We start from the raw sequence: 23509 nt of genomic DNA on the forward strand, positions 1-23509 counted from the left end.
AATTAGAAACCACATACTAGGCAGCGAAGAATGCCGCGAAGGGATCGGTGACGCCCGCGCAGGACGCCACCGTCGTATGCCGTCAGGCCTGCAGGTGCTTGTCCAGGGTGTCTTCGATTTCGCGCTTGATGGTGCCGCTCAGGGCCGAGAGCAGCAGGCCGAGCTTGAGGTTGACGCGCACCAGGTCATCGCTGACATCGATGGTGCCGTCGGCGCCGCTGCGCTTGAATTCCAGGGTGTCGCCGGCCCAGCGGAACTTCACGTCGTACTCGCTGGCCAGACGTTGGGCAAGCGCCTCGGCCTTTTCACGGGCCGCCGCGCGACCGAAGGAATGCGAGCGTTCGATGGTGATACGGGACATGCGCAGCTCCAGACAGCGACCTGATGTCGCACGACTATACAGCCCAGCCAGGCGCCAAGACAAAGGCAGGCCACGGGTTTAGAATGGCCGCCACTTTGATTCCGGTGACCGCGACATGAACGATCCGCGCAAGGCCCACGACAGCGAACCGACCACCCATTTCGGCTTCCAGGATGTACCGGAAAGCCAGAAGGCGGAAAAGGTCGCCGAGGTATTCCACTCGGTCGCCGCCAAGTACGACCTGATGAACGACCTGCTCTCCGGCGGCATGCACCGCCTGTGGAAGCGTTTCACCATCGAGCTGTCGGGTGTGCGCAGCGGCAACCGCGTCCTCGACATCGCTGGCGGCACGGGCGACCTGACGCGCAAGTTCTCCTCGCTGGTCGGCCCGCAGGGCCAGGTCGTGCTCGCCGACATCAACGACTCGATGCTCAAGGTCGGCCGTGACCGCCTGCTCGATAAGGGCGTGGCCGGCAATGTGATCTTCGTCCAGGCCGACGCGGAGAAACTGCCGTTCCCGGACAACCATTTCGATGTGGTCACCATCGCCTTCGGCCTGCGCAACGTCACCCACAAGGAAGACGCCCTGCGCTCCATGCTGCGCGTGCTCAAGCCCGGTGGCCGCCTGCTCGTGCTGGAGTTCTCCAAACCATCCAGCGCGCTGCTGTCGAAAGCCTACGACACCTACTCCTTCGCCTTCATGCCGCTGATGGGCAAGCTGATCACCAACGACGCCGAGAGCTACCGCTACCTCGCCGAGTCGATCCGCATGCACCCGGATCAGGACACCCTCAAGGCGATGATGGTCGAGGCCGGCTTCGAGCGCGTGACCTTCCACAACATGACCGGCGGCATCGTCGCCCTGCATCGCGGCATCAAGCCCTGATGATCATTACGGGGTTGCTGGCAGGCGTCGAACTCGGTCTCAACCGAGTGCTGCGCATGGACAGCACCGCGCTGCCGCGTCTCGCGCGCCTGGAAGGCAAGGTCATCGCCATCGACTGCCAGGCGCCCGCCCTGCAGCTGTTCCTCCTGCCCGGCAGTGAAGGCCTGCAGCTCGCCAGCCAGTGGGGCGCCGCCGATTGCACCCTGCGCGCCCCGGCCTCCAGCTTGCTGCGCCTGGCCCTGGCGAAAGACAAGACCGCCGTGCTGCACCGTCCGGATGTCGAACTCGACGGCGACAGCGCCGCCCTGCTGGAACTGGTCGCGGTACTGCAGGACCTCGAGCTGGATTGGGAATACGAGCTGTCGCGCTGGCTCGGCCCGGTCGGCAGCCAGCTGCTCGGCGGCCACCTGCGCAGCCGCGCGCAATGGGCTGGCGACAGCCTCGACAGCTTGCGCCACAACCTCGCCGACTACCTCGCCGAAGAAAGCCGCAGCCTGGTCGGCCAGCGTGAAGCCGATGCCCGCTTTGCCGAGATCGACCACCTCAAGCTCGCCCTCGATCGCCTCGACGCGCGCATCGAGCACCTCGCCCGCAAGGTCAAGACCGACCCATGAAGCTGCTTGCCGTCCGCCGCCTGTTCCGCATTCTCCGTGTCGTCATCCGCTACCGTCTCGATGACCTGCTGCTGGCCCTGCCGCTGCCCGTGTGGCTGCGCGTGCTGCGCTTCGCCCTGCCATGGCGCTGGCTGCCACGCCGCACGCTGAACCTCAGCCGCGGCGCCGCACTGCGCCTGGCACTGCAGGACCTGGGGCCGATCTTCATCAAGTTCGGTCAGTTGCTGTCGACCCGCCGTGACCTGTTGCCGCCAGACATCGCCGACGAGCTGGCCTTCCTCCAGGACCAGGTGCCGCCCTTCCCCGCCGAACAGTCGGTGGCCTTGATCGAGGAGCAACTCGGCGCCAGCGTCGGCGAAGTGTTTGCCCGCTTCGAGGTCGAGCCGCTGGCCTCCGCTTCCGTGGCACAGGTGCACGCCGCACAACTGAAGAGCGGCGAAGAGGTGGTGGTCAAGGTCATCCGCCCGGGTCTGCGGCCGATCATCCGCTCCGACCTCGCCTGGCTGTTCGTCCTCGCGCGCATCGCCGAGAAGGCCTCCGCCGATGCCCGTCGCCTGCGCCCGGTGGACGTGGTCAGCGATTACGAGAAAACCATCTACGACGAACTCGATCTGCTGCGCGAAGCCGCCAACTCGAGCCAGCTGCGGCGCAACTTCGACGGCTCGCCACTGCTCTACGTGCCGCAGGTGTACTGGGACTGGTGCCGACCGAAAGTGCTGGTCATGGAGCGCATTTACGGCATCCCGGTGACCGACCTCGACGTGCTCGCCGACCAGCGCACCAACATGAAACTGCTGGCCGAGCGCGGCGTGGAAATCTTCTTCACCCAGGTGTTCCGCGACAGCTTCTTCCACGCCGACATGCACCCCGGCAACATCTTCGTCAGCACGCGCACGCCGTGGAGCCCGCAATACATCGCGGTGGACTGCGGCATCGTCGGCAGCCTCACGCCCGAGGACCAGGACTACCTGGCGCGCAACCTGCTGGCCTTCTTCAAGCGCGACTACCGCAAGGTCGCGCAGCTGCACATCGACTCCGGCTGGGTGCCGGCGGAAACCCGGGTCAACGATTTCGAGGCGGCGATCCGCACCGTCTGCGAGCCGATCTTCGAGAAGCCGCTGAAGGACATCTCCTTCGGCCAGCTACTGCTGCGCCTGTTCCAGACCGCGCGCCGCTTCAACATGGAAGTCCAGCCGCAGCTGGTGCTGCTGCAGAAGACCCTGCTCAACATCGAAGGCCTGGGCCGCCAGCTGTACCCGGACCTCGACCTGTGGAGCACCGCGCAGCCGTATCTGGAGCGCTGGATGCGCGAGCGTATCAGCCCCAAGAGCCTGCTCTCCAACCTGCAGAGCCAGGTCGAGCAGGTGCCGCACCTGGCCAACATGACCCGCGACCTGCTCGAACGCATGAGCCAGCCGCACGCCGAAGACCCACCCGCGCCCTGGCGCAAACGCAACGATCACCTGGCCGTGCGCCTGGTCGGCGCGGCGCTGCTGGTTGGCGCCGCGACCCTCGGCCTGACCCAGCACATCGAGGCCTGGCCGAGCTGGCTGATGCTGGCCGGTGGTCTGTATCTGGTATTGCGCCGATAGCCACCCCAGCGGTGCGCTGGCAAACTACCTGCCCTGCGAGGCGGCCGCTGTAGCGCCGCCTCAGGTTTGGACGACGACATGAACGACTGGCTCGACGAAATCAACTGGAACGAAGACGGCCTGGTCCCGGCAATCGCCCAGGATCACCAGAGCGGCCGCGTGCTGATGATGGCGTGGATGAACCGCGAGGCGCTGGCCCTGACCGCCGCCGAACAGCGCGCCATCTACTGGTCGCGTTCGCGCGGCAAGCTGTGGCGCAAGGGCGAGGAATCCGGCCACGTGCAGAAGCTGCACGAGTTGCGCCTGGACTGCGACGCCGACGTGGTCATCCTGATGGTCGAGCAGATCGGCGGCATCGCCTGCCACACCGGCCGCGAAAGCTGCTTCTACCGGGTCTTCGAGAATGGCGCATGGCAGACCGTCGACGCCGTGCTGAAGGACCCGCACGCCATCTACCAGGGGCACACGCATGACTGACACCCTTACCCGCCTGGCCGAAGTGCTGGAGGCGCGCAAAGGCGCAGCGCCGGACAGCTCCTACGTGGCCAGCCTGTACCACAAGGGCCTGAACAAGATTCTGGAGAAGGTCGGCGAAGAGTCGGTCGAGACCATTCTTGCGGCCAAGGACGCTGCCATCAATGGCGACTGCAGCGACCTGATCTACGAAACCGCCGACCTCTGGTTCCACAGCCTGGTCATGCTCGCCGCTCTCGGCCAGCACCCACAGGCCGTGCTGGACGAACTGGACCGCCGCTTCGGCCTGTCCGGTCACGACGAGAAAGCGGCACGCGGCACATCCGACTGAATCATTTGCGAGGACTGATTGCATGGGCATTTTTGACTGGAAACACTGGGTCGTCATCCTCATCGTGGTGGTGCTGGTATTCGGCACCAAGCGCCTGAAGAACCTCGGCTCCGACCTCGGCGAAACCATCAAGGGTTTCCGCAAGGCGATGAACACCGAAGAAGACGAAGGCCGCAAACCCGACGCACCGGTGCCGCCGGCCGCGGGCAGCACGCCGCAGCCACCGCTGCACCAGCCGCAGACCATCGACGCCCAGGCGCAGAAGGTCGAAGAGCCGGCGCGCAAGGAGTAACGCGTGTTCGGTATCGGCTTCTCCGAACTGCTGCTGGTCGGCCTCGTCGCGCTGATCGTGTTCGGCCCCGAGCGCCTGCCGGGTGCCGCGCGTACCGCCGGGCTGTGGATCGGGCGCCTCAAGCGCAGCTTCAACACCATCAAGCAGGAAGTGGAACGCGAGCTGGGCGCCGACGAGATTCGTCGCCAGCTGCATAACGAGCAGATCCTGCAGATGGAGCGCGAGCTCAAGCAGTCGATCCAGCCGCCCGCCGCCACCAGCACGCCGCCCCTGCCGCCAGCGCCCGAGGCCGCGCCCGCCACGCCGGTCGTCAACGCCCCAGCGGCCACCCCGGAGCCTCCGCGCCAGCCATGAGCCAGTCGTCCCCCGACCACAACGCCGACGCCGAAATGCCGCTGGTAGCGCACCTCACCGAGCTGCGCAAACGCCTGCTGCACTGCGTGATCGCCATCTTCGTGGTGTTCGCCGGCCTGTTCTATTTCGCCCAGGACATCTACACCATCGTCTCGGCGCCGCTGCGCGCCTACCTGCCCGAAGGCGCGACGATGATCGCCACCGGCGTCGCCTCGCCATTCCTCACGCCATTCAAACTGACAGCCTGGTGTGCGCTGTTCCTGTCCATCCCGATCATCCTGCACCAGGTCTGGGGCTTCATCGCACCCGGCCTGTACCGCCACGAGAAGCGCATCGCCGTGCCGCTGCTGGTGTCGAGCATTTTCCTGTTCTACGCCGGCATGGCCTTCGCCTACTTCCTGGTGTTTCCGCTGATCTTCCACTTCTTCGCCAGCGTGACCCCGGACGGGGTGGCGATGATGACCGACATCAACGAGTACCTGGATTTCGTTCTGACCTTGTTCTTCGCCTTCGGCGTGGCCTTCGAGATCCCGGTGGCGACGTTCCTGGTGGTGTGGGTCGGCGTGATCGACGTCGAGACCCTGAAGAAGAGCCGCCCGTACGTGATCGTCGGCTGCTTCGTGGTCGGCATGATCCTCACCCCGCCGGACATCTTCTCGCAGACGCTGCTCGCCGTGCCCATGTGGCTGCTGTTCGAGGTCGGCCTGCTGTTTGGCAGCCTGGTGCGCAAGCGCGAAGAACAGGCCGAGGCCAGCGACGACCAACCACCCGCTCCCCTGCCGTGAACCTGCTGCTGCTCGAGGACGCCGACTTCGTCGCGGCGGATCGCGTCGTCCTCGAAGGACGACGCCTCAAGCACCTGCAGGAGGTGCACCGCGCCGAGGCCGGTGACCAGCTGCGCGTCGGCCGCCTCGGTGGCCTGATGGGCAGCGGCACGCTGCTCGCACTCGACGCCAGCCGCGCCGAACTGCAGATCCAGCTCGACCAGCCGCCGCCGGCGAAACTGCCGCTGACCCTGCTGCTTGCTCTGCCGCGGCCGAAAATGCTGCGCCGTGTGCTGCAGACGGTCAGCGCCATGGGCGTGCCGCGTCTGGTGCTGCTGAACAGCTACCGGGTGGAAAAGAGCTTCTGGCAGACGCCCTTCCTCGAAGCCGAGGCGATCCGCGAGCAACTGATCCTCGGCCTGGAACAGGCCCGCGACACCGTGCTGCCCGAAGTGACCATCGAGAAGCGCTTCAAGCCCTTTGTCGAGGACAGTCTGCCGGCCATCGCCGCCGGCAGCCTGGGCCTGGTCGGCCATCCTGGCGACTACCCGGCCTGCCCGCGCGCCGTCGAGCAGCCGGTGACCCTGGCCATCGGCCCCGAGGGCGGCTGGATCGCCTATGAAGTGGACAAGCTGGGCGAGGCGGGCCTGGCCCCCGTGCAGCTGGGCGAACGCATCCTGCGCGTGGAAACGGCGGTCGCGGCCCTGCTCGCCCGCCTGTTCTGAGAACCGATCTGCGCTCGCGAGATTCTGAAAGCCGTTGTTCTGCAACATCGGCCGGCTTAGGCTGACGGCATCTTCCGCCGCCGAGAAGCCGATCATGCGCCCACTGACCATCGATCTGGAGCAACTGGCCTGCGCCCTCAACACCGAAGGCCTCGATCACTACCTCGACCTGCTCAGCGGCAAGGTGCTGCTGATCCCCGAAGAAGACGCCGACCCGGAACTGGAAGCCCTGCTACGCAGCGAGCCGGAGCGCTTCCTGCTGGTCGAGCCGCTGGATCAACAGGACAGTCTGCTGCTGATGCGCGAGTTCCTCGCCGAGGTCATCCACCCGCACGCCTACGGCGAGCTGGAACAGGCCCTGGAAGGGCGCCGACCGGCACGCACCTTCATCCACGCGCTGATGCACTATCCGGCGCTACTGCAGGCCTGGCAGGACTTCGAGGGCGAACGCCTGCGTGAGCTGGCGCAGGACTGGCTGGCCGAGAACGAGCTGCAACCAGCGCAGCCGCTGCACTGAGCCCGCCCTGCAGATAAAAGAAAAACCGCCACATCTGTGGCGGTTTGTCGTTACAGCACCTGGCGCAGGAAGCTCTGCGCGCGCGCATCTTGCGGTTGGGCGAAGAACTGCGCCGGCGGCGCGTCTTCCAGCAGCTTGCCGTGGTCGAAGAACAATACCCGGTCGGCCACCTCGCGGGCAAAACCCATCTCGTGGGTGACGCAGACCATGGTCATGCCTTCCTGGGCCAGCTGCTTCATCACGTCCAGCACCTCGCCGACCATCTCCGGGTCGAGCGCCGAGGTCGGCTCGTCGAACAGCATGACCTTGGGCTCCATGCACAGGGCGCGGGCGATGGCCACACGCTGCTGCTGGCCGCCGGACAGGTGCGAGGGGTACTCATCGATCTTCTGCGAGATGCCGACCTTGGCCAGCAGCGCCCGGGCCTTCTCCTCGCGCTCGGCCTTGCCGCGCTTGCGCACGACCTTCTGCGCCAGACAGAGGTTCTCCAGCACGGTCATGTGCGGGAACAGGTTGAAGTGCTGGAACACCATGCCCACCTCGCGGCGGTAGGCATTCACGTCGGTCTTGGGGTTGGCCAGGTCGACGCCATCGATGCTCACCGAGCCCTCGTCCAACGCTTCCAGGCCGTTGAGGCAGCGCAGGAAGGTGGACTTGCCGGAGCCGGACGGGCCGATCACCACCACCACTTCGCCACGCTGCACCTGCGTGGTGACGTCATCCACCGCGCGCACTTCGTGGCCGCGGGCGTCGAAGACTTTTACCAGGTTGCGGACTTCAATCACTTTTGCCGAGCCTCCGTTCCAGTCGGTTGGCGATCTGCGACAGCGGCAGGTTGATCACCAGGTACAACGCAGCCACGCAGAACCAGATCTCGAAGGTGGAGAACGAGGTGGTGATGGCTTCGCGGCCGCTCTTGGTCAGTTCGGTGATGGCAATCACCGAGACCAGCGAGGTGTCCTTGACCAGGCTGATGAACTGCCCGGCCAGCGGCGGCAGCACGCGCTTGAACGCCTGCGGCAGGATCACGTGGCGCATGCTCTGCGCCGCGGTCAGGCCCAGCGAACGTGCGGCCTCGTTCTGGCCCTTGACCACTGACTGCACACCGGCGCGGACGATCTCGCCGACGTAGGCGCCGGTGAACAGCGCCAGCGCAGCGACCCCGGCGAACTCGCGGGAGAGGTCGAGCACGGTGCCGATGAAGAAATAGAAGATGAAGATCTGCACCAGCAGCGGCGTGCCACGCACCAGCTCGACGTACACGGTGGACAGGTCGCGCAGGGTCGGGTTGCTCGACAGCCGACACAGGCCGGTGACCAGGCCGATCACCAGGGCCAGGGCACCGGAGGCCACGGAGATCCACAGCGTGGTCCACAAGCCCCAGAGCAGCGGCCCGGCAGCCCAGTGACGGGTGACGCCAATCTCGTCGCCCTCGCTGACATCGTCGCCCTCGGCCACCCGCAGGCTGTCGCTGGCAATTTCCAGTACCTGCTCTTCGCCACCCTCAGCCGTGAGGGTCACGCGACGCCGATCACCGTCCTCGGCAATGGCGCTGACACGGCCGTAGTCGGCGGCGCGCTGCGCGTCCTCGGCCTGGTAGGCGAAGTACTGCGGCACGCGGTTCCAGTGCCACTCGTAGGCGATCAGCGAGGTGGAGTACCAGAGGCTGCCGGCCAGCAGGGCCAGGATCAGCCCGGTGAGGACATGCCAGGGCCAGGTACGTCGATGTTTTCTAATCACGGGATTTCTCGCTCATAGCGGTCAAGAGCCTGCCCATGATCTCGCGAGCAAGATAGTGGGCGGGCTCTAACAGAAACAGGCCCGACCTTGTGGGTCGGGCCTGTCGTCACCAGCGAGGACCGAAGTCCGACGCGGGGTTTATTCCATCTCTTTCAGCCAGTCGTTCTTCTTGAACCACTTGGTGTGAATGCGCTCGTAGGTGCCGTCGTGCTTGATCTGGTTCAGCCAGTTGTTGATCCAGTTCAGGCTGTCGTGGTCACCCTTCTTCAGGCCGAAGGCCAGCGGCTCGAAGGTGAACGGCTCGTCGAGGAACACCAGCTTGCCGGCGCCGGCCTTGCTCACCGCCACCACGTTGTACGGGGCGTCGTAGATGAAGGCGTCGGCTTTGCCGTTGACCACGTCCATCACCGCTTCCTGCTCGTTGTCGAAGCCGTTGTACTGGGCCTTGGCGATCAGCTTCTTGGCGACCATCTCGCCGGTGGTGCCGATTTTCGAGGTGATGCGGTACTTGGCGTCGTTGAGGTCCTTGTAGGACTTGATCTCGCCCTGCAGCTCCTTGCGGATCAGCAGGGTCTGGCCAACCACGATGAAGGGCTCGGGGAAGTTGACCCGCAGGTTGCGCTCCTGGGTCACGGTCATGCCGGAGCCGATCATGTCGAACTTGTCGGTCAGCAGGGCCGGGATGATGCCGTCGTAGCTGGTGGACACCAGCTCCAGCTTGACGCCCATGGCCTTGGCCATGGCTTTCAGCAGGTCGACTTCGAAGCCGATGATTTCACCGCGCTTGTTGGTCATCTCGAAGGGCATGTAGGTCGGGTCCATGCCAACGCGCAGGGTCCCGCGCTTGACCGCGTCATCAACCATGCCGGCGTGGGCCAGGCCGCTCACCGCGCAGGCGGAAAGCAGCAGAGAGGCGAGAAACTTCTTCATTCCTATCTCCTAAGGGACAGCTTCAATACGGATGCGCCCCACAGGCACCGGGGCAAGGCGGGCAATCCTAACCGCACGAACTGTGGATGGCGAGTCGCAAAGCAGGCAGGAATCGAGCCCGAACGCCGCACCGACGACCGGTCGGCTCAGACCTCGAGGAGAAATGTCACCGGGCCGTCGTTGATCAGGTGCACCTGCATGTCGGCGCCGAAGCGGCCGGTGGCCACTTGCGCATGCTGCAGGCGGGCCAGGCCAACCAGCTCGTCGAACAGCTGCGCGCCCAGCACCGGCGGTGCTGCCGTGGAGAAGCTCGGGCGCAGGCCGCTGCGGGTGTCGGCGGCCAGGGTGAATTGCGAAACCAGCAGCAGGCCGCCGCTCATGTCCTTCAGCGAGCGATTCATCTTGCCGTCGTCATCGCTGAACACGCGGTAGTTGAGCAGCCTGTGCAGCAGTTTGGCCACGCTGGCGGAGGTGTCCTGCGGCTCCACGCCGACCAGCGCCAGCAGGCCTTGGTCGATGGCGCCGACGACCTCACCCTCTACTTCGACGCGTGCGCTGCGCACGCGCTGGATCAGTGCCTTCATGCTTCTTCGGGCGGCAGGTCGAGCAGGCGCCGGGCGATCTCGTCGGCGGCGCGCACCAGGGCGTCGGTGATGCCGACTTCGGCGGCAGCGTGGCCGGCGTCACGGATGATCTGCAACTCGCTGTTCGGCCAGGCCTGGTGCAGGGCCCAGGCGTTGTCCAGCGGGCAGATCACGTCATAGCGGCCGTGCACGATCACGCCCGGCAGGTGGGCGATCTTCGGCACGTCGCGCAGCAGCTGGTCGGGTTCGAGAAAGGCATCGTTGAGAAAGTAGTGGCACTCGATACGAGCGATCGACAGCGCGCGATGCGGCTCGCTGAAGCGGTCGACCACCTGCGGGTTGGGCCGCAGCGTGGCGGTACGCCCTTCCCAGGTCGACCAGGCCTTGGCGGCGTGCATCTGGGCGATCTGGTCGGCGCCAGTGAGGCGCTTGTGGAACGCCTGCATCAGGTTGCCGCGCTCGTCCTGCGGGATCGGCGCCAGGTAGTCTTCCCAGTAGTCGGGGAACAGGCGGCTGGCGCCTTCCTGGTAGAACCAGTCGAAGTCCTGCGGGCGGCAGAGGAAGATGCCGCGCAGGATCAGCGCATGCACGCGCTCGGGATGCGCCTGGGCGTAGGCCAGCGACAGGGTCGAGCCCCAGGAGCCGCCGAACAGCACCCACTTGTCGATGCCCAGGTGCTCGCGAATGCGCTCGAGGTCTTCGATCAGCGCCTGGGTGGTGTTGTTCTCCAGGCTAGCATGCGGTGTCGAGCGGCCGCAGCCGCGCTGGTCGAAGGTGACGATACGGTAGAGGTTGGGATCGAAGTAGCGGCGGCTGGCCGAATCGCAACCGGCGCCCGGACCGCCATGGATGAACACCACGGGCAGGCCATCCGGCGTTCCGCTTTCGTCCACATAGAGAACGTGCGGTTCCTGCACTGCCAGTTCGTGGCGCGCGTAGGGTTTAATCTCCGGATACAAAGTCTGCATGGTGCACTCCCGAGTCTGTGCGTACGGTCCCTGTGATTGGGTGCCAATCGTCTGCCGTGCCGGGCATCATAACCATGAAAGCGGAGTTGAGCATGCCTACCCAACGATTCTTCTTACCTTTTCTGCTGCTCCTGGCGCTGCTCGGCGGCTGCTCGAAAAGCGACCCGCAGGCGGCGCTGGAAGCCGCCGTGCAGCAGCTGCAGGACAACCTCGAAGCCAAGGACACCAGCGCGGTACTCGAGCAGCTGCACCCGCAGTTCGGTGCCCAGCAGCAGTTCGACCGCGAGTGGGCCCAGCGCACCATGATGCTGCTGTTCCTGCGCCACAAGCAGGTCAAGGTGCTGGCCCTGAGCAAGAGCAGCAGCATCGACCCGACCTACAGCAACAAGGGCTACACCGACGCCCAGGTGGCGCTGACCGGCGCCGAAGGGTTGATCCCGGACAGCGCCCGCCACTACAGCGTGAAACTGGAGTGGTGGCTGGAAGGCGATCAGTGGCAGCTCGCCCGCCTGAGCTGGGAGTGAGCCGCCGGCAAGCGCGCAATCAGAAGATGAACGGCACGAACATCTTGCTGCGCGCCATGTACGCGCGGTACTCGTCGCCGAAGTAGGCCAGGCACTCGGCCTCGTCACGGCGCGCAGCGAGGTACAGCAACACGCTGGCGACCAGCGCCAGGGCTACGCTCGGCAGGTTCAGCTGCTTGCAGGCGATACCCCACGTCAGCAACTGCAACGAGCAGAACAGCGGGTGGCGGATGACGCTGTAGATGCCGCTGGTGACCAGCTGCGAGGTGCGTTCGAAGGCATACAGCTCGGCGTCGGTGCGCTGCTCGGCATTGGGCCGGCCGTAGCGGCGCAGCTGGTACGCACCCAGGCACAGCACCGTCAGCGAACTGAACAGCAGCACCCACGACACCTGCTGATGCAGAGCATAGCGGTCGTCGAACCACACCGGGGCATTCAGCACCAGCAGGGCCAGCATCGCCTCCCAGGCGAAGAACCGGTAGAAACCGTGCGAATTCGGCCGGCGCAGCGCCTGCCAGGAAATCGCCACGAAGACCGCGGAAACCACCGCGAAGACTACAGCCTGCAACCACACCATCCATCCACCTCCATGACTTGCAAACCCAGGCACTGCGCCACCTGCAGCCCCTCTGTTACACTGCCGCACCACTCGTTTCGACCGCATGCAATGGATCGCTCTCAACTGCACACGCTGCTGCCCCACCAGGGCGCCGCGCTCTGGCTGGACGGCCTGCTCGGCCACGATGCCCAGAGCATCCGCGGCCTCAGCGCCTGGCGCCATCTCGACAGCCTCGGCGCGGATGCATCGCCCTGCCTGCTGTTCGAAGCGGCTGCGCAATTGTGTGCCGCGCATGGTGCCCTATACGGCGACGACAGTGCCATCGAAATGGCCCTGGTCGGCAAGCTCTCGCAGTTGCAGCTGCACCACGAGCCAGAGCGGCGCGAGGGTGCCCTGCAGGTCAGCGCGACCCAGGAAGTGTTGAGCCCGGCCGGCGCACTCTATGCATTCAGCATCCACGCCGAGCAGCGCCTGCTGCTCGACGGCAAACTGCTGCTGGTACTGGTCCATGCTTGAGCTGCGCGACCTGAGTTTCCGCTACCCCGGCGCCGCACAGGCGGCCCTGCAGGGCATCAACCTGCAACTGCAGGCGGGCGAATGCCTGGGCCTGCTCGGCAGCAACGGCGCCGGCAAGACCACCCTGCTCTCGCTGCTCAGCGGCGTGCTGGAACGGCAGCAGGGCGAGATCCGCTGGAGCGGCCCGCGCAGCCCCGGCCTGGTGCCCCAGCAACTGGCCTTCTACGGCGCGCTGAAGGTGCTCGAGAACCTCGAGCTGTTCGCCGACCTGTACCGCCTGCGCGGCGCCGAACGCCGCCAGCGCCTGGACCACTGCATCGCCTGCACCGCCCTCAGCGACAAACTCACGCGCCGCGCCGAAAGCCTCTCCGGCGGCGAACAGCGCCGCCTGAATTTCGCCATCGGCCTGCTGCAACCGGCGCAGGTCTATCTGTTCGACGAAGCCACCGTCGGCGTCGACGCGCAGAGCCGCCAGCTGCTGCTCGGCGCCGTCGAGCAGCTGACCGCAGACGGCAAAGCGGTGATCTACACCAGCCACTACCTCGAGGAAGTCGAGCGCGTGGCGCAACGCATCCTCCTGCTGCACGAGGGCCAAGTGCGCCTAGACCTGGACACCCGCCACCTGCTCGGCGACGAACACAGCCTGCTGCTGGAGTGGCCGCAATCGGTGCCCGCCGGCTTTGACGCCCTGCTCGCCGACCTGCGACTCGGCGTTGAAGCGCTGCCCAACGGCCTGCGCATCGCCAACCTGGATGCCGTGCAGTTGCAGGTCATCAGCCAGTTCATCGCACAGCACAACTGCCCGCCCAACCTGCTGCGCTTCGGCCGGCCGTCGCTGGAACAGCTCTACCTGAGCCTCAACGGAGGCCGGCTATGAGGCTGTGGGCGCTGGTACGCAAGGAAATCCTCCTGTTGCTGCGCGACCCGCACGCGCTGGCCGTGCTGTTCATCATGCCCACGCTGTTCCTGGTGCTGATGGCCGGCGCCATGTCCAACTACCTGCAGGACCGCCCGCCCGCCTTGAGTGTGGTGCTGGAGATGCCGGCAGACGACGCCAGCGCCCGCTTCTTCCACGACGCCCTGCAAGCACAACTGCCGGACAGCCAGTTGCTGCCCGCCAGCAGCGAGCGCCTGGCGCGCATACAGCTGCCGGCGCAGTTCAGCGCCAACCTGCTGGACGATGCAGCGCCGGGACCGCAGCTGAGCTTTCCACCGCAACTGGACAAACTCTCGCGCCAATACCTGCGCAGCGCGGTGAACATCGCCATCGCGCAGACCCGCCTGCTCGCCTATCTCGAAGACAGCGGCGCCCTCGACCCAAGCCTGAGCGCTGCCGAGCGCCTGCAACTGGTACAGCAGCGCACCGCGAGTAACCTGCAGGAAAGCGAGCAACTGGCCAGCGGCGACCTCAGCGGACGTGCCAATGCCACCCAGCTGAGCGTGCCGGCGTGGCTGATCTTCGGCATGTTCTTCGTCGCCCTGCCAATGGCGGCTGGCTTCCAGCGCGAACAGCAGAGCGGCGCGCTGCTGCGCTTTCGCTGCCTGCGCCTGAACCTCGGCACGTTGACCCTGAGCAAGCTGCTGCCGTACTTCGCAATCAACCTGCTGCAGTTCGCCCTGCTGTTGCTGATCGGCGTGCACGGCCTGCCGTTGATCGGCCTGACCGGCCTGAGCCTGCCCGGCAGCCCGCTGGCCTATATCCTGCTCGGCAGCAGCCTGGCCCTGGCCACCTGCAGCCTCGGCCTGCTCCTCGCCGCACTGGCACGCAGCAGCGAGCAGGCGTTGTTGCTCGGCGGCGGCATCAATATCACCCTCGCCGCCGTCGGCGGGATCATGGTGCCCAAGAGCGTGATGCCGGCGGCCATGGGCCAGCTGGCCGAGATTTCACCGATGAGCTGGGCGCTGGACGCCTTTCTCACCCTGCTGGTGGGCCAAGGCTCGCTGGCCGATATCGCGCCCTACTGCGCCCGTCTGCTGCTGTTCGCGGCAGTGTTCGGCGTCGGCGGGTTGCTCCTGTTCCGCAAACGAGTGCAGCAAACGCAATGGACCACACACTACTAGAACAAGAACTCAAGCAATTGCTGATCCGCGAGTGCGACAAGGAAGACGACATCGACTGGCAGAGCATCGCCGATGACGAGCCGCTGTTCGGGCCGAAAAGCCGCGTGCAGATGGACAGCCTCGATGCCCTGCAAGTGTCCCTGGCGCTGCAACAGCGCTACGGCGTACGCATCGAAGGCGCCAAGGACGGCCGGCGCATCCTCAACAGCATCGCCAGCATCGCCGCGTACATCAGGCAACCGCAGTGACGCCGGTGTATCTGCAGCGCGGCGTGCTGCGCAGTTGCCTGGGTAGCGACCTGGCCAGCGCCGCACGGGTCCTGGGCACGGGTGCTGCACCGGCCGCCGGGGAGTTCCTCCTGCACGAACTGCAGCAGCCGCGCCCTTACCTGAATGCCCAGGGCGCCGACGGGGAACTGGCCCAGCGCCTTGACCGCACGCTCCGCGACCTGCTCGGCAACGCGGCCCAGGGCCTCGGCGATTGCCTGCTGATCATCGCCAGCACCAGCCTCGACATCACCGACCTGGAAGAGCGCGCCAGCGCCGAGCAGGGCTTTGCCGACGAACACTCGACGCCGCTCGACCTGCTCGCCGAGCAGTTGCGCCAGCGCTGGGGTTTCGCCGCAGCCTTCACCCTCAACACCGCCTGCACCAGCGCCGCCAACGCCCTGCTCTACGGTGCGCGCCTGCTGGACAGCGACGCCTACCCACGCGCCGTGGTGCTGGCTTTCGAAACACCCAGCGCCCTGGCCATGCAGGGTTTCGGCGCGCTCGACCTGACCAGCCCCAGCGGCCGCTACCGACCGTTCCATCCGCTACGTGACGGCCTGATCCTCGGCGAAACCTACGCCGCCACCCTGCTCGACAAGCAGCCCGGCGCAGCGCCGCTGGCCAGGCTGCTCGGCGGCTTCAGTGCCTGCGACACCAGCAACCTGACCTCCACCCGCGAAGACGGCAGCCATATCGACTGGGTCATGCAGCAGGCGCTGCACAGCGCCGCCTGCAACGCCCGCGACATCGGTCTGGTCAAGCTGCACGGCACCGCAACCAGCGCCAACGACCACGCCGAGACCAACGGTATGCGCCGCCTGTACGGCGACCAGCTGCCGCCGCTCTGCGTGCTCAAGCCCTGGCTGGGCCATACCCTGGGGGCCTGCGGCCTGAGCGAAACCCTGCTGCTCGCCGAACGCCTGCAACAGGGCCCACTGCCAGGGCTCGACTACGCCGCCGAGGCTGTGCTGCCGCTGGCCGGCGAAGCCTGCAGCGTCGCGCCCGACGCGCTGCTACTGGCCAACTTCTTCGGCTTCGGCGGCAACAACGCCAGCCTGGTGTTGCAGGCCTGCGCGCCGGGAGAACAGCCATGAGCGTGATCGCCGCCAGTGAAATCCGCGGCCGCGCCGCGACCACCGACAAGGACCTCAAGGCCGCGGTCAGCCAGTGGCTCAGCAGCCCACCCCGGCGTATCGACCGGCTGATTTTCCAGAGCCTGCTCGGCGCCGCCATGCTCAAGGCGCACGTGCGCAGCGACTGCGGCCTGTACCTGGCCTCGCGTCACCCGGCACGGCCGACCATGGGCGCGCTGCTCGATGCGGTGTGCGTGCAGCGCAAGCAGCCCAAGCCCTTCGAGTTCGTCAACAGCGTGAGCAACGCCGCCGGCTTCCACGTCGCCCAGCAACTGGGGCTGGAAGGCCCGAACCTGTTCATCGGCGCCGGCGCCCAGGTGTGGACACACTTGCAGGCCCTAGCCGCACTCGACCTGCGCGACGGCGTGATCGGCCAGGCGCTGCTGCTGGTGTGCGACGAGCGCGGGGATTTCTGCGTGCAGGCAGTGCTACTCGAAGGCCAGGCACCGCAGCCGCTGGCCGCGGACTTCGCCAACCTGACGACCGCGGTCGAGATACAGCGCCTGGAGCTGTAAGGCGCGGGAGACCGCGCACGGCAGGGTGCACCCCGTGGACCAGCGGTGCGCACGGCGCCCCCTACGGGCTGCGGCACACAGGGTGCGCCGCGCGAAGCTCACTCGAATGTCGAAAATGACAGCACCTTAGGGTGGATGACGCTCTACTCATCCACCAGAGCCCCGCACGGTGGATCGGTGAAGCGCGCTCCACCCTAGATCCGCGGAACGCTCAGGTGTGCAACCGTGGTCAGCCCTGCGGCCACTTCAGCCCTTGCGCTTGGCCCAGGCACCCAGCTCTTTCATCAGCTCGCGCTCTTGCAGTGCGATGCCGCGCAGCGAGTCGGCGATCGGCGTGAAGTTCGGCGTCTCGCCTTTGTTGCGGCTGGCCCGCACGCAGCTCGAGGCGAACTGGCGCCAGTTGTCGCCGATGGCGGTGAGCTGCGCCGAAGCAGCCTGCAGGGTGCTGTCGCCGATCTTCTCGCCGGCCTCCTGGAGGAAGCTGGCGTACATGAAGCGGAAACCGGCGCCGCCGGTGCCGATCTCTTCCTGCATGCGCACGATGTGGGTCAGGTACAGGCGGTTGTACTTGGTCTGCGCCGGGTCGAGCTGTTCGATCTGCTTGGCCAGGTGCTGGATGCCGTGAATGCCGATCCACGGCAGCGGCATGCCGTCGAGGATGCGCGAGGTGGACAGCACGCTCTGGCGGATCAGCTTGTTCCAGTCCTGCTCCAGCGGTACGTCGTCGAGCCAGTACATCAGGCCCTTGGCCGCCAGCGCGCCCTTGGCGAAACGCGCCTTCTGCAGGTCTTCGGCGGCGCAGCGCACCGGCTCCTCGAACACCGGGTCACTGAGCAGGTACTCATTGCCGTCGCGACCGTAGGCCAGCAGGTTGTGCGCATTGAAGTGGAAGCGCATCTCCGGCGGAAAGTACGGCAGCCAGAACACCGAACTCTGCAGGCCGGCCAGGCGGCCACTGTCCAGGGCACTGTCGAGGGCCAGACGCCCGCGCTCGGGGTTGCCGAAGGTCTGCGTATGCAGCTTGGCGCCGAGACGCTTGCTCAGCGTCTTGATCAGGTGCTTGGGCGGCATGCGGTAGGCAATCAGTGGCATGCCGCTGAGCTTGACGATGGGCAGGTAGGCGAACGCCAAACCCGAGGCCAGGCCGAAGGCCATCGGCTCGCTCATCGGCAGACCGGCGTGGGTCAGCAGGCTGGCCATCACCCCGCTTTCGCAATGGGCACTCTGGCGGTGCTGGAAGGGCTGTTCGAAGCGGCTCATACCGGGTCCTTCTGGTAAGCGATCAGTTGCGCGACGGGGAGGCCGAAGGCATCGGCGTAACGCGCGAGAATCGCGGCGCTCAGGCCACGGAAAACCGCCGGGCGAAAATGCCGGCGGATGCGCCACTGGAACAGCCCGGTGATCTGCGCCAGTGCCGGCTCGTCGAGACGGTAGCGGTACATCAGGCATTTCAGCGGCGACAGCTCGCCGCGCTGCCAGGCCGCCTTGGCCTCGGCTTCCTGCTCTTCCAGCTCGGCCACGGCCAGCTGGGTGGCATAGGCTTCCGGCTCCCAGCCATCACTCTGCGCGCGTTGGTAATGGCCTTCGGCGTCTACCGCGTAAACCAGCTTGCTGTGGCCGCCGTAGGTGGAGCTGTGATCCTGGGGAACCTCGTCAAGCTTCATCGCCGACCACCGTCAGATGCATGAACGCACTGGAGAAACGCCCGCTTTCGGGCACGTAGCAGAGCAGGCGCTCGCCGCTGCGCAGGCGGCCGCCGTTGAACAGCTCTTCGAGGATGATGAAGATCGATGCCGCGCCGGTGTTGCCCTTGCTGGTCAGGTTGGTGAACCAGCGCTCCTGGGGAATCGGCAGGTCGACATTGGCCAGGCCTTCGGCCAGGCGCTCGCGGAAGAAGTCCGAAGAGTAGTGCGGCAAAAAGTGGTCGATGTCGGCGACGCGCAGTTCGCGGCGCGCCATGATCCGCTTCAGCGTCTCCTCGACGGTGACCCTGACGATGTTGTCGTTGAGCAGTTTGACGTCCTGCTTGATCGCCATCAGCGAGCGGCGGTTGCGCTCGTCGGCGTCGTAGTGGCTCCAGCCGGTCAGGCGCCCTTCAACCATTTCCGCACCGGCATACATGCAGGCCGGCATCTGATCGGCGAAGGAAAAAATGTCGATCCAGTCGATACGCAGGCTCAGGCCGCTGGCATTGGGCTGCCCCTGCAACCAGACGGCACCGGCGCCATCGGAGAGCATCCAGCGCAGGAAGTCCTTCTCGAAGGCGATCTCCGGGTGGCTTTCCAGCTCCTCGACGCGACTCTCGTACTCGGCGTTGAAGTTGCGCGCCATCATCAGCGTGGAGGCGACTTCCGAGCCGCAGGCCACGGCGTTGCGGCTCTCGCCACTGGCCACGCTCATCCAGGCGTACTTCAGCGCGGTCACCCCGCACAGGCAGATGCCAGCGGTGGTGGTCACCTCGCAGGCAGGATTGCCCAGCTCGCCATGCACCATCACTGCGTGGCCGGGCATCACCTGGTCCGGCGACGAGGTGCCGGCCACCAGGCAGTCCAGATCCTCCAGCGCGAAACCCGGCGCGACCAGGCCGCGCACGGCTTCAGCGCTAATCTGCGCGTTGTTCATCGACGGCTCGCCGGTGACGGGGTCGATCACGTAATGGCGCTGCTGGATGCCATTGCGGCGCAGCACCAGCTTGCGCGCGCGTGACGGCTTGCCGCCGACCAGGCCCAGACGCGTTTCCATCTGTTCGTTGCCGACCGGCTCGTGCGGCAGGCAGGCGCTGATGCGATTGATGTAGACAGGTTGTACCACGGGCATTCCTCGGGGTCACTTCACTCGCCGGACGGGCCGGCGAAGTAGGCCTTTTCACGCTGCGCTCGTTCCTTGAACAGCGGATTCAGCAACTTCTTCAACAGGGCGCCCAATGGCACCACCGTCACGATCAGGCAAAGCAGGAAGACGATGTAAACCACCAGCCCGACACCTCGACGCACACTCTGCTGCGGACCGAGCGCGCTGAGCAAGCGGCTCCACAGCTGGAAGCTGCGGTTACCGACCTTCTCGCTGCCGATCAGCTTCTCGTCGACGCGCACCGCCCCCAGGCCACGCAGCATCGGCTGCTCGATGGGCAGCGCATCGGCGGAGAGGCGCTCGGCGATAGCGGTACCGAAGCGGCTGGCAGCGGCGATATCGGCCTCATCCACTCCCGCGCGCGGCACCCAGCTGTAGGGCTTCTGCCGGCCGGTGAACATCCACAGCGGCGTGGCGAGAAAACTGGCGGCGGTGCCACAGGCGTCGGTCAGGGCGATGTTGTCGACCAGCCTGGCGCCCAGTGCGTCGAGACGCGCCTTGACCTTTTCCTGGGCCATCAGCCACATGTTGCGGCAACCGATCAGCGTCACCACCGGCGAGCCCTTGAGCAGCTTCGCGGCTTCGGCGCAGGCGAGAAAACTGGTGATTGGCAGCGAGGGCGAAAGGAACCAGACCTGGTAGGCGAGGATCACAAGGTCGTAGCGTTTGTCCGCATCCACGGCGAGCGGCTGCAGCGCTTGCGGGCGTTGCAGCACGGTTTCCGGGAAGATGCGGAAGAAGCCGAGAAACGGCCAGGGAAACGGAAAGGGTTGAGCCGGCTGCAGCTCGAGGAAGTCCACCTGAATGTCGCCACGCTGCAACAACGGCGCACAGACCGACTGCACGAGCCTGTTGAGCTGACCGGTCTGCGAAAAGTGGACCACCAAAACCTGGCGCATTCGAAGCGAATTCCCTGCAAAATGGCCCGGATTATGCCACAGCGAATTCCTCAAACCGTAACCAAGCTGGTGTACTGCGCACTGCTACTCGTCGGGCCGAGTGCCTGGGCCGGCGATATCCTCGTTCGCCTCGACGGCAAGCAGGCCGGTGGCAGTGTGCACCTGGCGCTGGTACAGGCCGACCAGCCGGGCTGGCCGGAGCAGCCAGTGCGGATGATTCACAGCGATGATCCGCTGCTGCGCCTGCGCAACATCCCGCCCGGACGTTTCGCCATCCAGGTCTTCCAAGACAGCAACGGCAACGGCGTGCTCGACCTGACGCCGCGCGGCCTACCGCTCGAACCCGTCGGCTTTTCCAACAATCCCTCGCTGCTCGGCGGTAAGCCGACGCCAAGCAAGAGCACGTTCGTCCACGGCAGCGCTGACAGCGAACTGCTCATCCGCCTGCACGCACCACGCAAGAAGCCTTAAGACGCCGGTTTGATCTGCGCATCCGAGGTGCGCCAGATCAGCTCGTCGACGTTGTAGCCCCGCGCGGTGGCTTGCTGCAGGAGGCGCTCGCGGGTCTGCGGCGTGATCTGCTTGTCGCGGGTCAGCAGCCACAGGTACTCGCGATTGGGATGGCCGACCACCGCCGTGCGGTAATCCTCATCCACGTAGAGCACCCAGTAGTCGCCGCGAGTCAGGTCGGGAAACAGGTTGCTGAACCAGTTATCGAAGCGCACCCAGAGCTTGTCGGTCTGCCCCGCCACTTGCGGCGTGGCCTGGCCGATCGCCTCCTGCCACTCACCGTCAACCGTGCGACAACGGTTCTTCACCCCAACCGCACCGCCCGCTTCCAGGCTGTAGTGCGCTTCGGACTGGGCGCAGTTGCGCTGGAAGAACATCGGCAGGCGCGCTTGCTCGTACCAGGTGCCCTGGTAGCGCTGCAGGTCGACACGGCCAGCCGTAGCCGGCGGCTCGCCGGAAGAACCGGAGCCGGCACACCCCAGCAGCGCGGCGCAGAACACAGGCAAGAGCATCGAACGCATGAGCGGATTCCTTATTTGAGGCCCTGGCCGGAGAACATCATGACCTTGTCACCAGCGAACTGGACGCTGATGAAGGCCTTCTGGTCGCCCCAGGTGCAGCTGGTCAGGCCGATAGCGCCCGAACACTCGGTCGGGCTGCCGAGCAGGTTTTCCACCTCGGCCTTGGGCATGCCGGCTTTGATCTTGGAGTAGTTTTCCTGATTGACCTTGCTACAGGCAGCGAGCAGGACGAAGCAGGACAGCAAGGCGAGATTGCGCAGCGACATGGAACGACTCCCGGTTGAACTGGACAGGATATGAGCGTGGCACAGACCCGGCCCACCTGCGCAGTTGGACGTCAGAAGCCGGAACCGGGTTCCGCCAGATAACGCAACTCGGCCGGCGTCGAGGTGCGACCGAGAATGGCATTGCGGTGGGGAAAGCGACCGAAGCGCTCGATCACCTGCTGGTGACGCACGGCGTAGTCGATAAACCCGGCGAACAGAGGCTGCTCGGAGGCGGGCTGGGCGTCATGCAGGGCGCGAAAGCTGCGGACGGACTCGGCCTGGCTCACCGCATCCTCGGCATGTTCCAGCACCAGATAGATGAACACCTGCTGAAGCGCTGACAGCGCCTGTTCACGCTGCGCCGCCAGACCCTCTCGCACCAGTTGCTGCGCCTGGGCATCGCCGGCGTAGGCCTGCGCTGTATCGCGTCCGATCATGCGTGGCAGCTGGTCGAGCAGCAGGATCAACGCCAGCCAGCCCTGCGGCGTCTCGGCCCACTCGCGCAGGCCACCGGCCAGGGCCTGCTCGACCAGCGTACCGAAACGCTCGCGCGCCTCGGCATCCTGATCGGCCTGGTAGCCGAACCATAGTTTGTTGCGGCGGGCGGCTATCGCAGTGGCGCTGGCGGTGTCGGCATCCGCACCGAGCCACCACTCCAGCAGCGCCGCCCAGGCTGGCATGTCAGGCGCCGTGGTAGGCGGTGACGCGCTCGACTTCTTCCTTGGAGCCGAGGAACACCGCCACGCGCTGGTGCAGGGACTCGGGCTGGATATCGAGGATGCGCTGGGTGCCGTTGGTGGCCGCGCCGCCCGCCTGTTCGATGATGAAGGACATCGGGTTGGCTTCGTACATCAGGCGCAGCTTGCCCGGCTTCTCCGGCTCGCGACTGTCGCGCGGGTACATGAACAGACCGCCGCGGGTGAGGATACGGTGCACGTCGGCCACCATCGAGGCGATCCAGCGCATGTTGTAGTTCTTCTCCAGCGGGCCGTCCTTGCCGGCCAGCAACTCGCCGACGTAACGCTGTACCGGGGCTTCCCAGTGGCGCTGGTTGGACATGTTGATGGCGAACTCGGCGGTGGTTTCCGGCACGCGGATGTCGTCGTGGGTGAGGACGAACGAGCCCAGCTCGCGGTCCAGGGTGAAGCCCTTCACGCCGTCGCCCAGGGTCAGCATGAGCATGGTCTGCGGACCGTAGATGGCGTAACCGGCAGCGACCTGCTTGGTGCCTGGCTGGAGGAAGGCGTCCTCACGCAGGGCGTCGTTCTGCGAGATTTCATCGCTCGGGCAACGCAGCACGGAGAAGATGGTGCCGACTGAGACGTTGACGTCGATGTTCGAGGAGCCGTCGAGCGGGTCGAAAACCAACAGATAGGCGCCTTTCGGGTATTTGCCCGGGATCTGATAGGCGTTATCCATTTCCTCGGAAGCCATGCCGGCCAGGTGGCCGCCCCACTCGTTGGCTTCGAGGAGGATTTCATTGGAGAGGACGTCGAGCTTCTTCTGCACTTCGCCCTGTACGTTCTCGGTGCCCATGCTGCCCAGTACGCCACCGAGGGCGCCCTTGGACACGGCATGACTGATTTCCTTGCACGCGCGCGCGACGACTTCGATAAGGAAACGCAGGTCGGCCGGGGTGTTGTGGCTGCGGGTCTGTTCGATCAGATAGCGGCTGAGGGTGACGCGCGACATGGAGGGGCTCCGAAAAGGAAGAAAAATCGCCCGCAGTTTAACCGCTCAGGGGCTCTGGCGTC

The 23509-nt window shown here is 65.9% G+C and carries 33 protein-coding genes; 18 read left to right on the forward strand and 15 right to left on the reverse strand.

Translation table 11 applies throughout. The annotated features are described in order from the left end of the window. Positions 1–82: 82 nt before the first annotated feature. Entirely contained in the window at positions 83–361 is a 279-nt protein-coding gene (locus tag IB229_RS07695; protein WP_192326561.1) for a polyhydroxyalkanoic acid system family protein, read from the reverse strand. A 115-nt stretch (positions 362–476) separates the two neighbouring features. Here IB229_RS07695 and ubiE point away from each other — a divergent pair, with 115 nt between their 5' ends. From ubiE to IB229_RS07745, 10 genes are all read left to right on the forward strand, one after another. Beyond that, positions 477–1247, forward strand: a complete 771-nt coding sequence (gene ubiE, locus IB229_RS07700; protein WP_192326563.1) for a bifunctional demethylmenaquinone methyltransferase/2-methoxy-6-polyprenyl-1,4-benzoquinol methylase UbiE — start codon at positions 477–479, stop codon at positions 1245–1247. Beyond that, a complete protein-coding gene (locus IB229_RS07705) occupies positions 1247–1861 on the forward strand; it encodes an SCP2 domain-containing protein (protein WP_192326565.1) in 615 nt (204 codons plus the stop codon). Before ubiE ends, IB229_RS07705 begins: the two co-directional genes overlap by 1 nt. Beyond that, the gene (ubiB, locus tag IB229_RS07710) at positions 1858–3453 is read left to right on the forward strand and encodes a ubiquinone biosynthesis regulatory protein kinase UbiB (RefSeq protein WP_192326566.1); all 1596 of its coding nucleotides are present in this window, start codon (positions 1858–1860) and stop codon (positions 3451–3453) included. Before IB229_RS07705 ends, ubiB begins: the two co-directional genes overlap by 4 nt. Before the next feature lie 78 nt (positions 3454–3531). Further along, positions 3532–3930, forward strand: a complete 399-nt coding sequence (gene hisI, locus IB229_RS07715; RefSeq protein ID WP_192326567.1) for a phosphoribosyl-AMP cyclohydrolase — start codon at positions 3532–3534, stop codon at positions 3928–3930. Beyond that, complete coding sequence (locus IB229_RS07720; protein ID WP_192326568.1) at positions 3923–4258, forward strand: phosphoribosyl-ATP diphosphatase; 336 nt, start codon at positions 3923–3925, stop codon at positions 4256–4258. The genes hisI and IB229_RS07720 overlap by 8 nt, the downstream gene beginning before the upstream one ends. 22 nt (positions 4259–4280) lie before the next feature. Next, positions 4281–4550, forward strand: coding sequence for a twin-arginine translocase TatA/TatE family subunit (locus IB229_RS07725; protein ID WP_192326569.1), 270 nt, complete (start codon positions 4281–4283; stop codon positions 4548–4550). A gap of 3 nt (positions 4551–4553) precedes the next feature. Next, entirely contained in the window at positions 4554–4904 is a 351-nt protein-coding gene (gene tatB / locus IB229_RS07730) for a Sec-independent protein translocase protein TatB (RefSeq protein WP_192326570.1), read from the forward strand. Beyond that, positions 4901–5689: a twin-arginine translocase subunit TatC gene (gene tatC / locus IB229_RS07735; RefSeq protein ID WP_192326571.1), complete on the forward strand. Its 789-nt coding sequence runs from the start codon at positions 4901–4903 to the stop codon at positions 5687–5689. The genes tatB and tatC overlap by 4 nt, the downstream gene beginning before the upstream one ends. Next, positions 5686–6393: a 16S rRNA (uracil(1498)-N(3))-methyltransferase gene (locus IB229_RS07740; protein WP_192326572.1), complete on the forward strand. Its 708-nt coding sequence runs from the start codon at positions 5686–5688 to the stop codon at positions 6391–6393. The genes tatC and IB229_RS07740 overlap by 4 nt, the downstream gene beginning before the upstream one ends. 94 nt (positions 6394–6487) lie before the next feature. Beyond that, positions 6488–6910 (forward strand): UPF0158 family protein, encoded by a 423-nt coding sequence (locus IB229_RS07745; RefSeq protein WP_192326573.1) that lies wholly within the window; start codon positions 6488–6490, stop codon positions 6908–6910. Positions 6911–6960: 50 nt separating this feature from the next. On the opposite strand, the gene IB229_RS07750 is transcribed toward IB229_RS07745, so the two are convergent. From IB229_RS07750 to pip, 5 genes are all read right to left on the reverse strand, one after another. After that, the gene (locus IB229_RS07750) at positions 6961–7695 is read right to left on the reverse strand and encodes an amino acid ABC transporter ATP-binding protein (protein ID WP_192326574.1); all 735 of its coding nucleotides are present in this window, start codon (positions 7693–7695) and stop codon (positions 6961–6963) included. Beyond that, positions 7688–8650 (reverse strand): amino acid ABC transporter permease, encoded by a 963-nt coding sequence (locus IB229_RS07755; protein ID WP_192326575.1) that lies wholly within the window; start codon positions 8648–8650, stop codon positions 7688–7690. Before IB229_RS07755 ends, IB229_RS07750 begins: the two co-directional genes overlap by 8 nt. Positions 8651–8788: 138 nt before the next feature. Beyond that, positions 8789–9580, reverse strand: a complete 792-nt coding sequence (locus IB229_RS07760) for a transporter substrate-binding domain-containing protein (protein WP_192326578.1) — start codon at positions 9578–9580, stop codon at positions 8789–8791. A gap of 146 nt (positions 9581–9726) precedes the next feature. Beyond that, positions 9727–10164 carry a D-aminoacyl-tRNA deacylase gene (dtd, locus tag IB229_RS07765; protein WP_192326580.1) on the reverse strand — a complete coding sequence of 146 codons (438 nt, stop codon included), beginning with the start codon at positions 10162–10164 and terminating at the stop codon, positions 9727–9729. Beyond that, positions 10161–11132 (reverse strand): prolyl aminopeptidase, encoded by a 972-nt coding sequence (gene pip / locus IB229_RS07770; RefSeq protein WP_192326582.1) that lies wholly within the window; start codon positions 11130–11132, stop codon positions 10161–10163. Before pip ends, dtd begins: the two co-directional genes overlap by 4 nt. A 92-nt stretch (positions 11133–11224) precedes the next feature. Between pip and IB229_RS07775 the strand changes: the two genes are divergently transcribed. Next, on the forward strand, positions 11225–11656 hold the full coding sequence (locus IB229_RS07775; RefSeq protein ID WP_192326584.1) for a hypothetical protein: 432 nt from the start codon (positions 11225–11227) through the stop codon (positions 11654–11656). Between the two features lie 19 nt (positions 11657–11675). On the opposite strand, the gene IB229_RS07780 is transcribed toward IB229_RS07775, so the two are convergent. After that, a complete protein-coding gene (locus IB229_RS07780; protein ID WP_192326587.1) occupies positions 11676–12233 on the reverse strand; it encodes a methyltransferase family protein in 558 nt (185 codons plus the stop codon). A gap of 90 nt (positions 12234–12323) precedes the next feature. Between IB229_RS07780 and IB229_RS07785 the strand changes: the two genes are divergently transcribed. From IB229_RS07785 to IB229_RS07810, 6 genes are read left to right on the forward strand one after another with little or no spacing between them, the layout of a single operon-like run. After that, the gene (locus IB229_RS07785) at positions 12324–12731 is read left to right on the forward strand and encodes a beta-hydroxyacyl-ACP dehydratase (RefSeq protein WP_192326589.1); all 408 of its coding nucleotides are present in this window, start codon (positions 12324–12326) and stop codon (positions 12729–12731) included. Continuing rightward, positions 12724–13608, forward strand: a complete 885-nt coding sequence (locus IB229_RS07790; protein ID WP_192326591.1) for an ABC transporter ATP-binding protein — start codon at positions 12724–12726, stop codon at positions 13606–13608. Before IB229_RS07785 ends, IB229_RS07790 begins: the two co-directional genes overlap by 8 nt. Continuing rightward, positions 13605–14792, forward strand: coding sequence for an ABC transporter permease (locus IB229_RS07795; RefSeq protein WP_192326593.1), 1188 nt, complete (start codon positions 13605–13607; stop codon positions 14790–14792). The genes IB229_RS07790 and IB229_RS07795 overlap by 4 nt, the downstream gene beginning before the upstream one ends. Continuing rightward, complete coding sequence (locus IB229_RS07800) at positions 14774–15040, forward strand: acyl carrier protein (RefSeq protein ID WP_192326595.1); 267 nt, start codon at positions 14774–14776, stop codon at positions 15038–15040. Before IB229_RS07795 ends, IB229_RS07800 begins: the two co-directional genes overlap by 19 nt. Next, positions 15037–16155 carry a beta-ketoacyl synthase N-terminal-like domain-containing protein gene (locus IB229_RS07805; protein WP_192326597.1) on the forward strand — a complete coding sequence of 373 codons (1119 nt, stop codon included), beginning with the start codon at positions 15037–15039 and terminating at the stop codon, positions 16153–16155. Before IB229_RS07800 ends, IB229_RS07805 begins: the two co-directional genes overlap by 4 nt. Further along, positions 16152–16709, forward strand: a complete 558-nt coding sequence (locus IB229_RS07810; RefSeq protein WP_192326599.1) for a hypothetical protein — start codon at positions 16152–16154, stop codon at positions 16707–16709. The genes IB229_RS07805 and IB229_RS07810 overlap by 4 nt, the downstream gene beginning before the upstream one ends. A gap of 246 nt (positions 16710–16955) precedes the next feature. Here IB229_RS07810 and IB229_RS07815 read toward each other — a convergent pair whose 3' ends face one another. Genes IB229_RS07815 through IB229_RS07830 form a run of 4 tightly spaced genes read right to left on the reverse strand, consistent with a single transcriptional unit; the run spans position 16956 to position 20458 of the window. Next, the gene (locus tag IB229_RS07815; RefSeq protein WP_192326601.1) at positions 16956–17969 is read right to left on the reverse strand and encodes a BtrH N-terminal domain-containing protein; all 1014 of its coding nucleotides are present in this window, start codon (positions 17967–17969) and stop codon (positions 16956–16958) included. Further along, positions 17966–18373 carry a hypothetical protein gene (locus IB229_RS07820; RefSeq protein ID WP_192326603.1) on the reverse strand — a complete coding sequence of 136 codons (408 nt, stop codon included), beginning with the start codon at positions 18371–18373 and terminating at the stop codon, positions 17966–17968. Before IB229_RS07820 ends, IB229_RS07815 begins: the two co-directional genes overlap by 4 nt. After that, on the reverse strand, positions 18363–19520 hold the full coding sequence (locus IB229_RS07825; protein WP_318652088.1) for a beta-ketoacyl-ACP synthase III: 1158 nt from the start codon (positions 19518–19520) through the stop codon (positions 18363–18365). Before IB229_RS07825 ends, IB229_RS07820 begins: the two co-directional genes overlap by 11 nt. 20 nt (positions 19521–19540) lie before the next feature. Then, a complete protein-coding gene (locus IB229_RS07830; RefSeq protein ID WP_192326607.1) occupies positions 19541–20458 on the reverse strand; it encodes a dialkylrecorsinol condensing enzyme in 918 nt (305 codons plus the stop codon). Positions 20459–20491: 33 nt separating this feature from the next. Between IB229_RS07830 and IB229_RS07835 the strand changes: the two genes are divergently transcribed. After that, on the forward strand, positions 20492–20929 hold the full coding sequence (locus IB229_RS07835) for a DUF2141 domain-containing protein (protein ID WP_192326609.1): 438 nt from the start codon (positions 20492–20494) through the stop codon (positions 20927–20929). Here the strand turns inward: IB229_RS07835 and IB229_RS07840 are convergent. From IB229_RS07840 to IB229_RS07855, 4 genes are all read right to left on the reverse strand, one after another. Continuing rightward, positions 20926–21489: a lipocalin family protein gene (locus IB229_RS07840; RefSeq protein ID WP_192326611.1), complete on the reverse strand. Its 564-nt coding sequence runs from the start codon at positions 21487–21489 to the stop codon at positions 20926–20928. The genes IB229_RS07835 and IB229_RS07840 overlap by 4 nt on opposite strands. An 11-nt stretch (positions 21490–21500) precedes the next feature. Beyond that, positions 21501–21755, reverse strand: a complete 255-nt coding sequence (bamE, locus tag IB229_RS07845; protein ID WP_192326613.1) for an outer membrane protein assembly factor BamE — start codon at positions 21753–21755, stop codon at positions 21501–21503. A 71-nt stretch (positions 21756–21826) separates the two neighbouring features. After that, positions 21827–22435, reverse strand: a complete 609-nt coding sequence (locus IB229_RS07850; protein ID WP_192326615.1) for a DUF924 family protein — start codon at positions 22433–22435, stop codon at positions 21827–21829. Between the two features lies 1 nt (position 22436). Continuing rightward, on the reverse strand, positions 22437–23447 hold the full coding sequence (locus IB229_RS07855; RefSeq protein WP_192326617.1) for a class 1 fructose-bisphosphatase: 1011 nt from the start codon (positions 23445–23447) through the stop codon (positions 22437–22439). Positions 23448–23509: the final 62 nt, after the last annotated feature.

It is taken from the genome of Pseudomonas sp. PDM14 (assembly GCF_014851905.1).
Lineage (GTDB): Bacteria > Pseudomonadota > Gammaproteobacteria > Pseudomonadales > Pseudomonadaceae > Aquipseudomonas.

Bases quoted from the DNA above. Each gene is read 5' to 3' on its own strand.
- bamE (WP_192326613.1), bottom strand. From the start codon at position 21,755: ATGTCGCTGCGCAATCTCGCCTTGCTGTCCTGCTTCGTCCTGCTCGCT.
- IB229_RS07695 (WP_192326561.1), bottom strand. From the start codon at position 361: ATGTCCCGTATCACCATCGAACGCTCGCATTCCTTCGGTCGCGCGGCG.
- IB229_RS07780 (WP_192326587.1), bottom strand. From the start codon at position 12,233: ATGGTGTGGTTGCAGGCTGTAGTCTTCGCGGTGGTTTCCGCGGTCTTC.
- IB229_RS07720 (WP_192326568.1), top strand. From the start codon at position 3,923: ATGACTGACACCCTTACCCGCCTGGCCGAAGTGCTGGAGGCGCGCAAA.
- IB229_RS07745 (WP_192326573.1), top strand. From the start codon at position 6,488: ATGCGCCCACTGACCATCGATCTGGAGCAACTGGCCTGCGCCCTCAAC.
- pip (WP_192326582.1), bottom strand. From the start codon at position 11,132: ATGCAGACTTTGTATCCGGAGATTAAACCCTACGCGCGCCACGAACTG.
- IB229_RS07795 (WP_192326593.1), top strand. From the start codon at position 13,605: ATGAGGCTGTGGGCGCTGGTACGCAAGGAAATCCTCCTGTTGCTGCGC.
- tatC (WP_192326571.1), top strand. From the start codon at position 4,901: ATGAGCCAGTCGTCCCCCGACCACAACGCCGACGCCGAAATGCCGCTG.
- ubiE (WP_192326563.1), top strand. From the start codon at position 477: ATGAACGATCCGCGCAAGGCCCACGACAGCGAACCGACCACCCATTTC.
- IB229_RS07810 (WP_192326599.1), top strand. From the start codon at position 16,152: ATGAGCGTGATCGCCGCCAGTGAAATCCGCGGCCGCGCCGCGACCACC.
- IB229_RS07840 (WP_192326611.1), bottom strand. From the start codon at position 21,489: ATGCGTTCGATGCTCTTGCCTGTGTTCTGCGCCGCGCTGCTGGGGTGT.
- IB229_RS07815 (WP_192326601.1), bottom strand. From the start codon at position 17,969: ATGAGCCGCTTCGAACAGCCCTTCCAGCACCGCCAGAGTGCCCATTGC.
- IB229_RS07820 (WP_192326603.1), bottom strand. From the start codon at position 18,373: ATGAAGCTTGACGAGGTTCCCCAGGATCACAGCTCCACCTACGGCGGC.
- ubiB (WP_192326566.1), top strand. From the start codon at position 1,858: ATGAAGCTGCTTGCCGTCCGCCGCCTGTTCCGCATTCTCCGTGTCGTC.
- dtd (WP_192326580.1), bottom strand. From the start codon at position 10,164: ATGAAGGCACTGATCCAGCGCGTGCGCAGCGCACGCGTCGAAGTAGAG.
- IB229_RS07760 (WP_192326578.1), bottom strand. From the start codon at position 9,580: ATGAAGAAGTTTCTCGCCTCTCTGCTGCTTTCCGCCTGCGCGGTGAGC.
- IB229_RS07725 (WP_192326569.1), top strand. From the start codon at position 4,281: ATGGGCATTTTTGACTGGAAACACTGGGTCGTCATCCTCATCGTGGTG.
- IB229_RS07855 (WP_192326617.1), bottom strand. From the start codon at position 23,447: ATGTCGCGCGTCACCCTCAGCCGCTATCTGATCGAACAGACCCGCAGC.
- IB229_RS07830 (WP_192326607.1), bottom strand. From the start codon at position 20,458: ATGCGCCAGGTTTTGGTGGTCCACTTTTCGCAGACCGGTCAGCTCAAC.
- IB229_RS07835 (WP_192326609.1), top strand. From the start codon at position 20,492: ATGCCACAGCGAATTCCTCAAACCGTAACCAAGCTGGTGTACTGCGCA.
- IB229_RS07790 (WP_192326591.1), top strand. From the start codon at position 12,724: ATGCTTGAGCTGCGCGACCTGAGTTTCCGCTACCCCGGCGCCGCACAG.
- IB229_RS07785 (WP_192326589.1), top strand. From the start codon at position 12,324: ATGGATCGCTCTCAACTGCACACGCTGCTGCCCCACCAGGGCGCCGCG.
- IB229_RS07705 (WP_192326565.1), top strand. From the start codon at position 1,247: ATGATCATTACGGGGTTGCTGGCAGGCGTCGAACTCGGTCTCAACCGA.
- IB229_RS07775 (WP_192326584.1), top strand. From the start codon at position 11,225: ATGCCTACCCAACGATTCTTCTTACCTTTTCTGCTGCTCCTGGCGCTG.
- hisI (WP_192326567.1), top strand. From the start codon at position 3,532: ATGAACGACTGGCTCGACGAAATCAACTGGAACGAAGACGGCCTGGTC.
- IB229_RS07800 (WP_192326595.1), top strand. From the start codon at position 14,774: ATGGACCACACACTACTAGAACAAGAACTCAAGCAATTGCTGATCCGC.
- IB229_RS07850 (WP_192326615.1), bottom strand. From the start codon at position 22,435: ATGCCAGCCTGGGCGGCGCTGCTGGAGTGGTGGCTCGGTGCGGATGCC.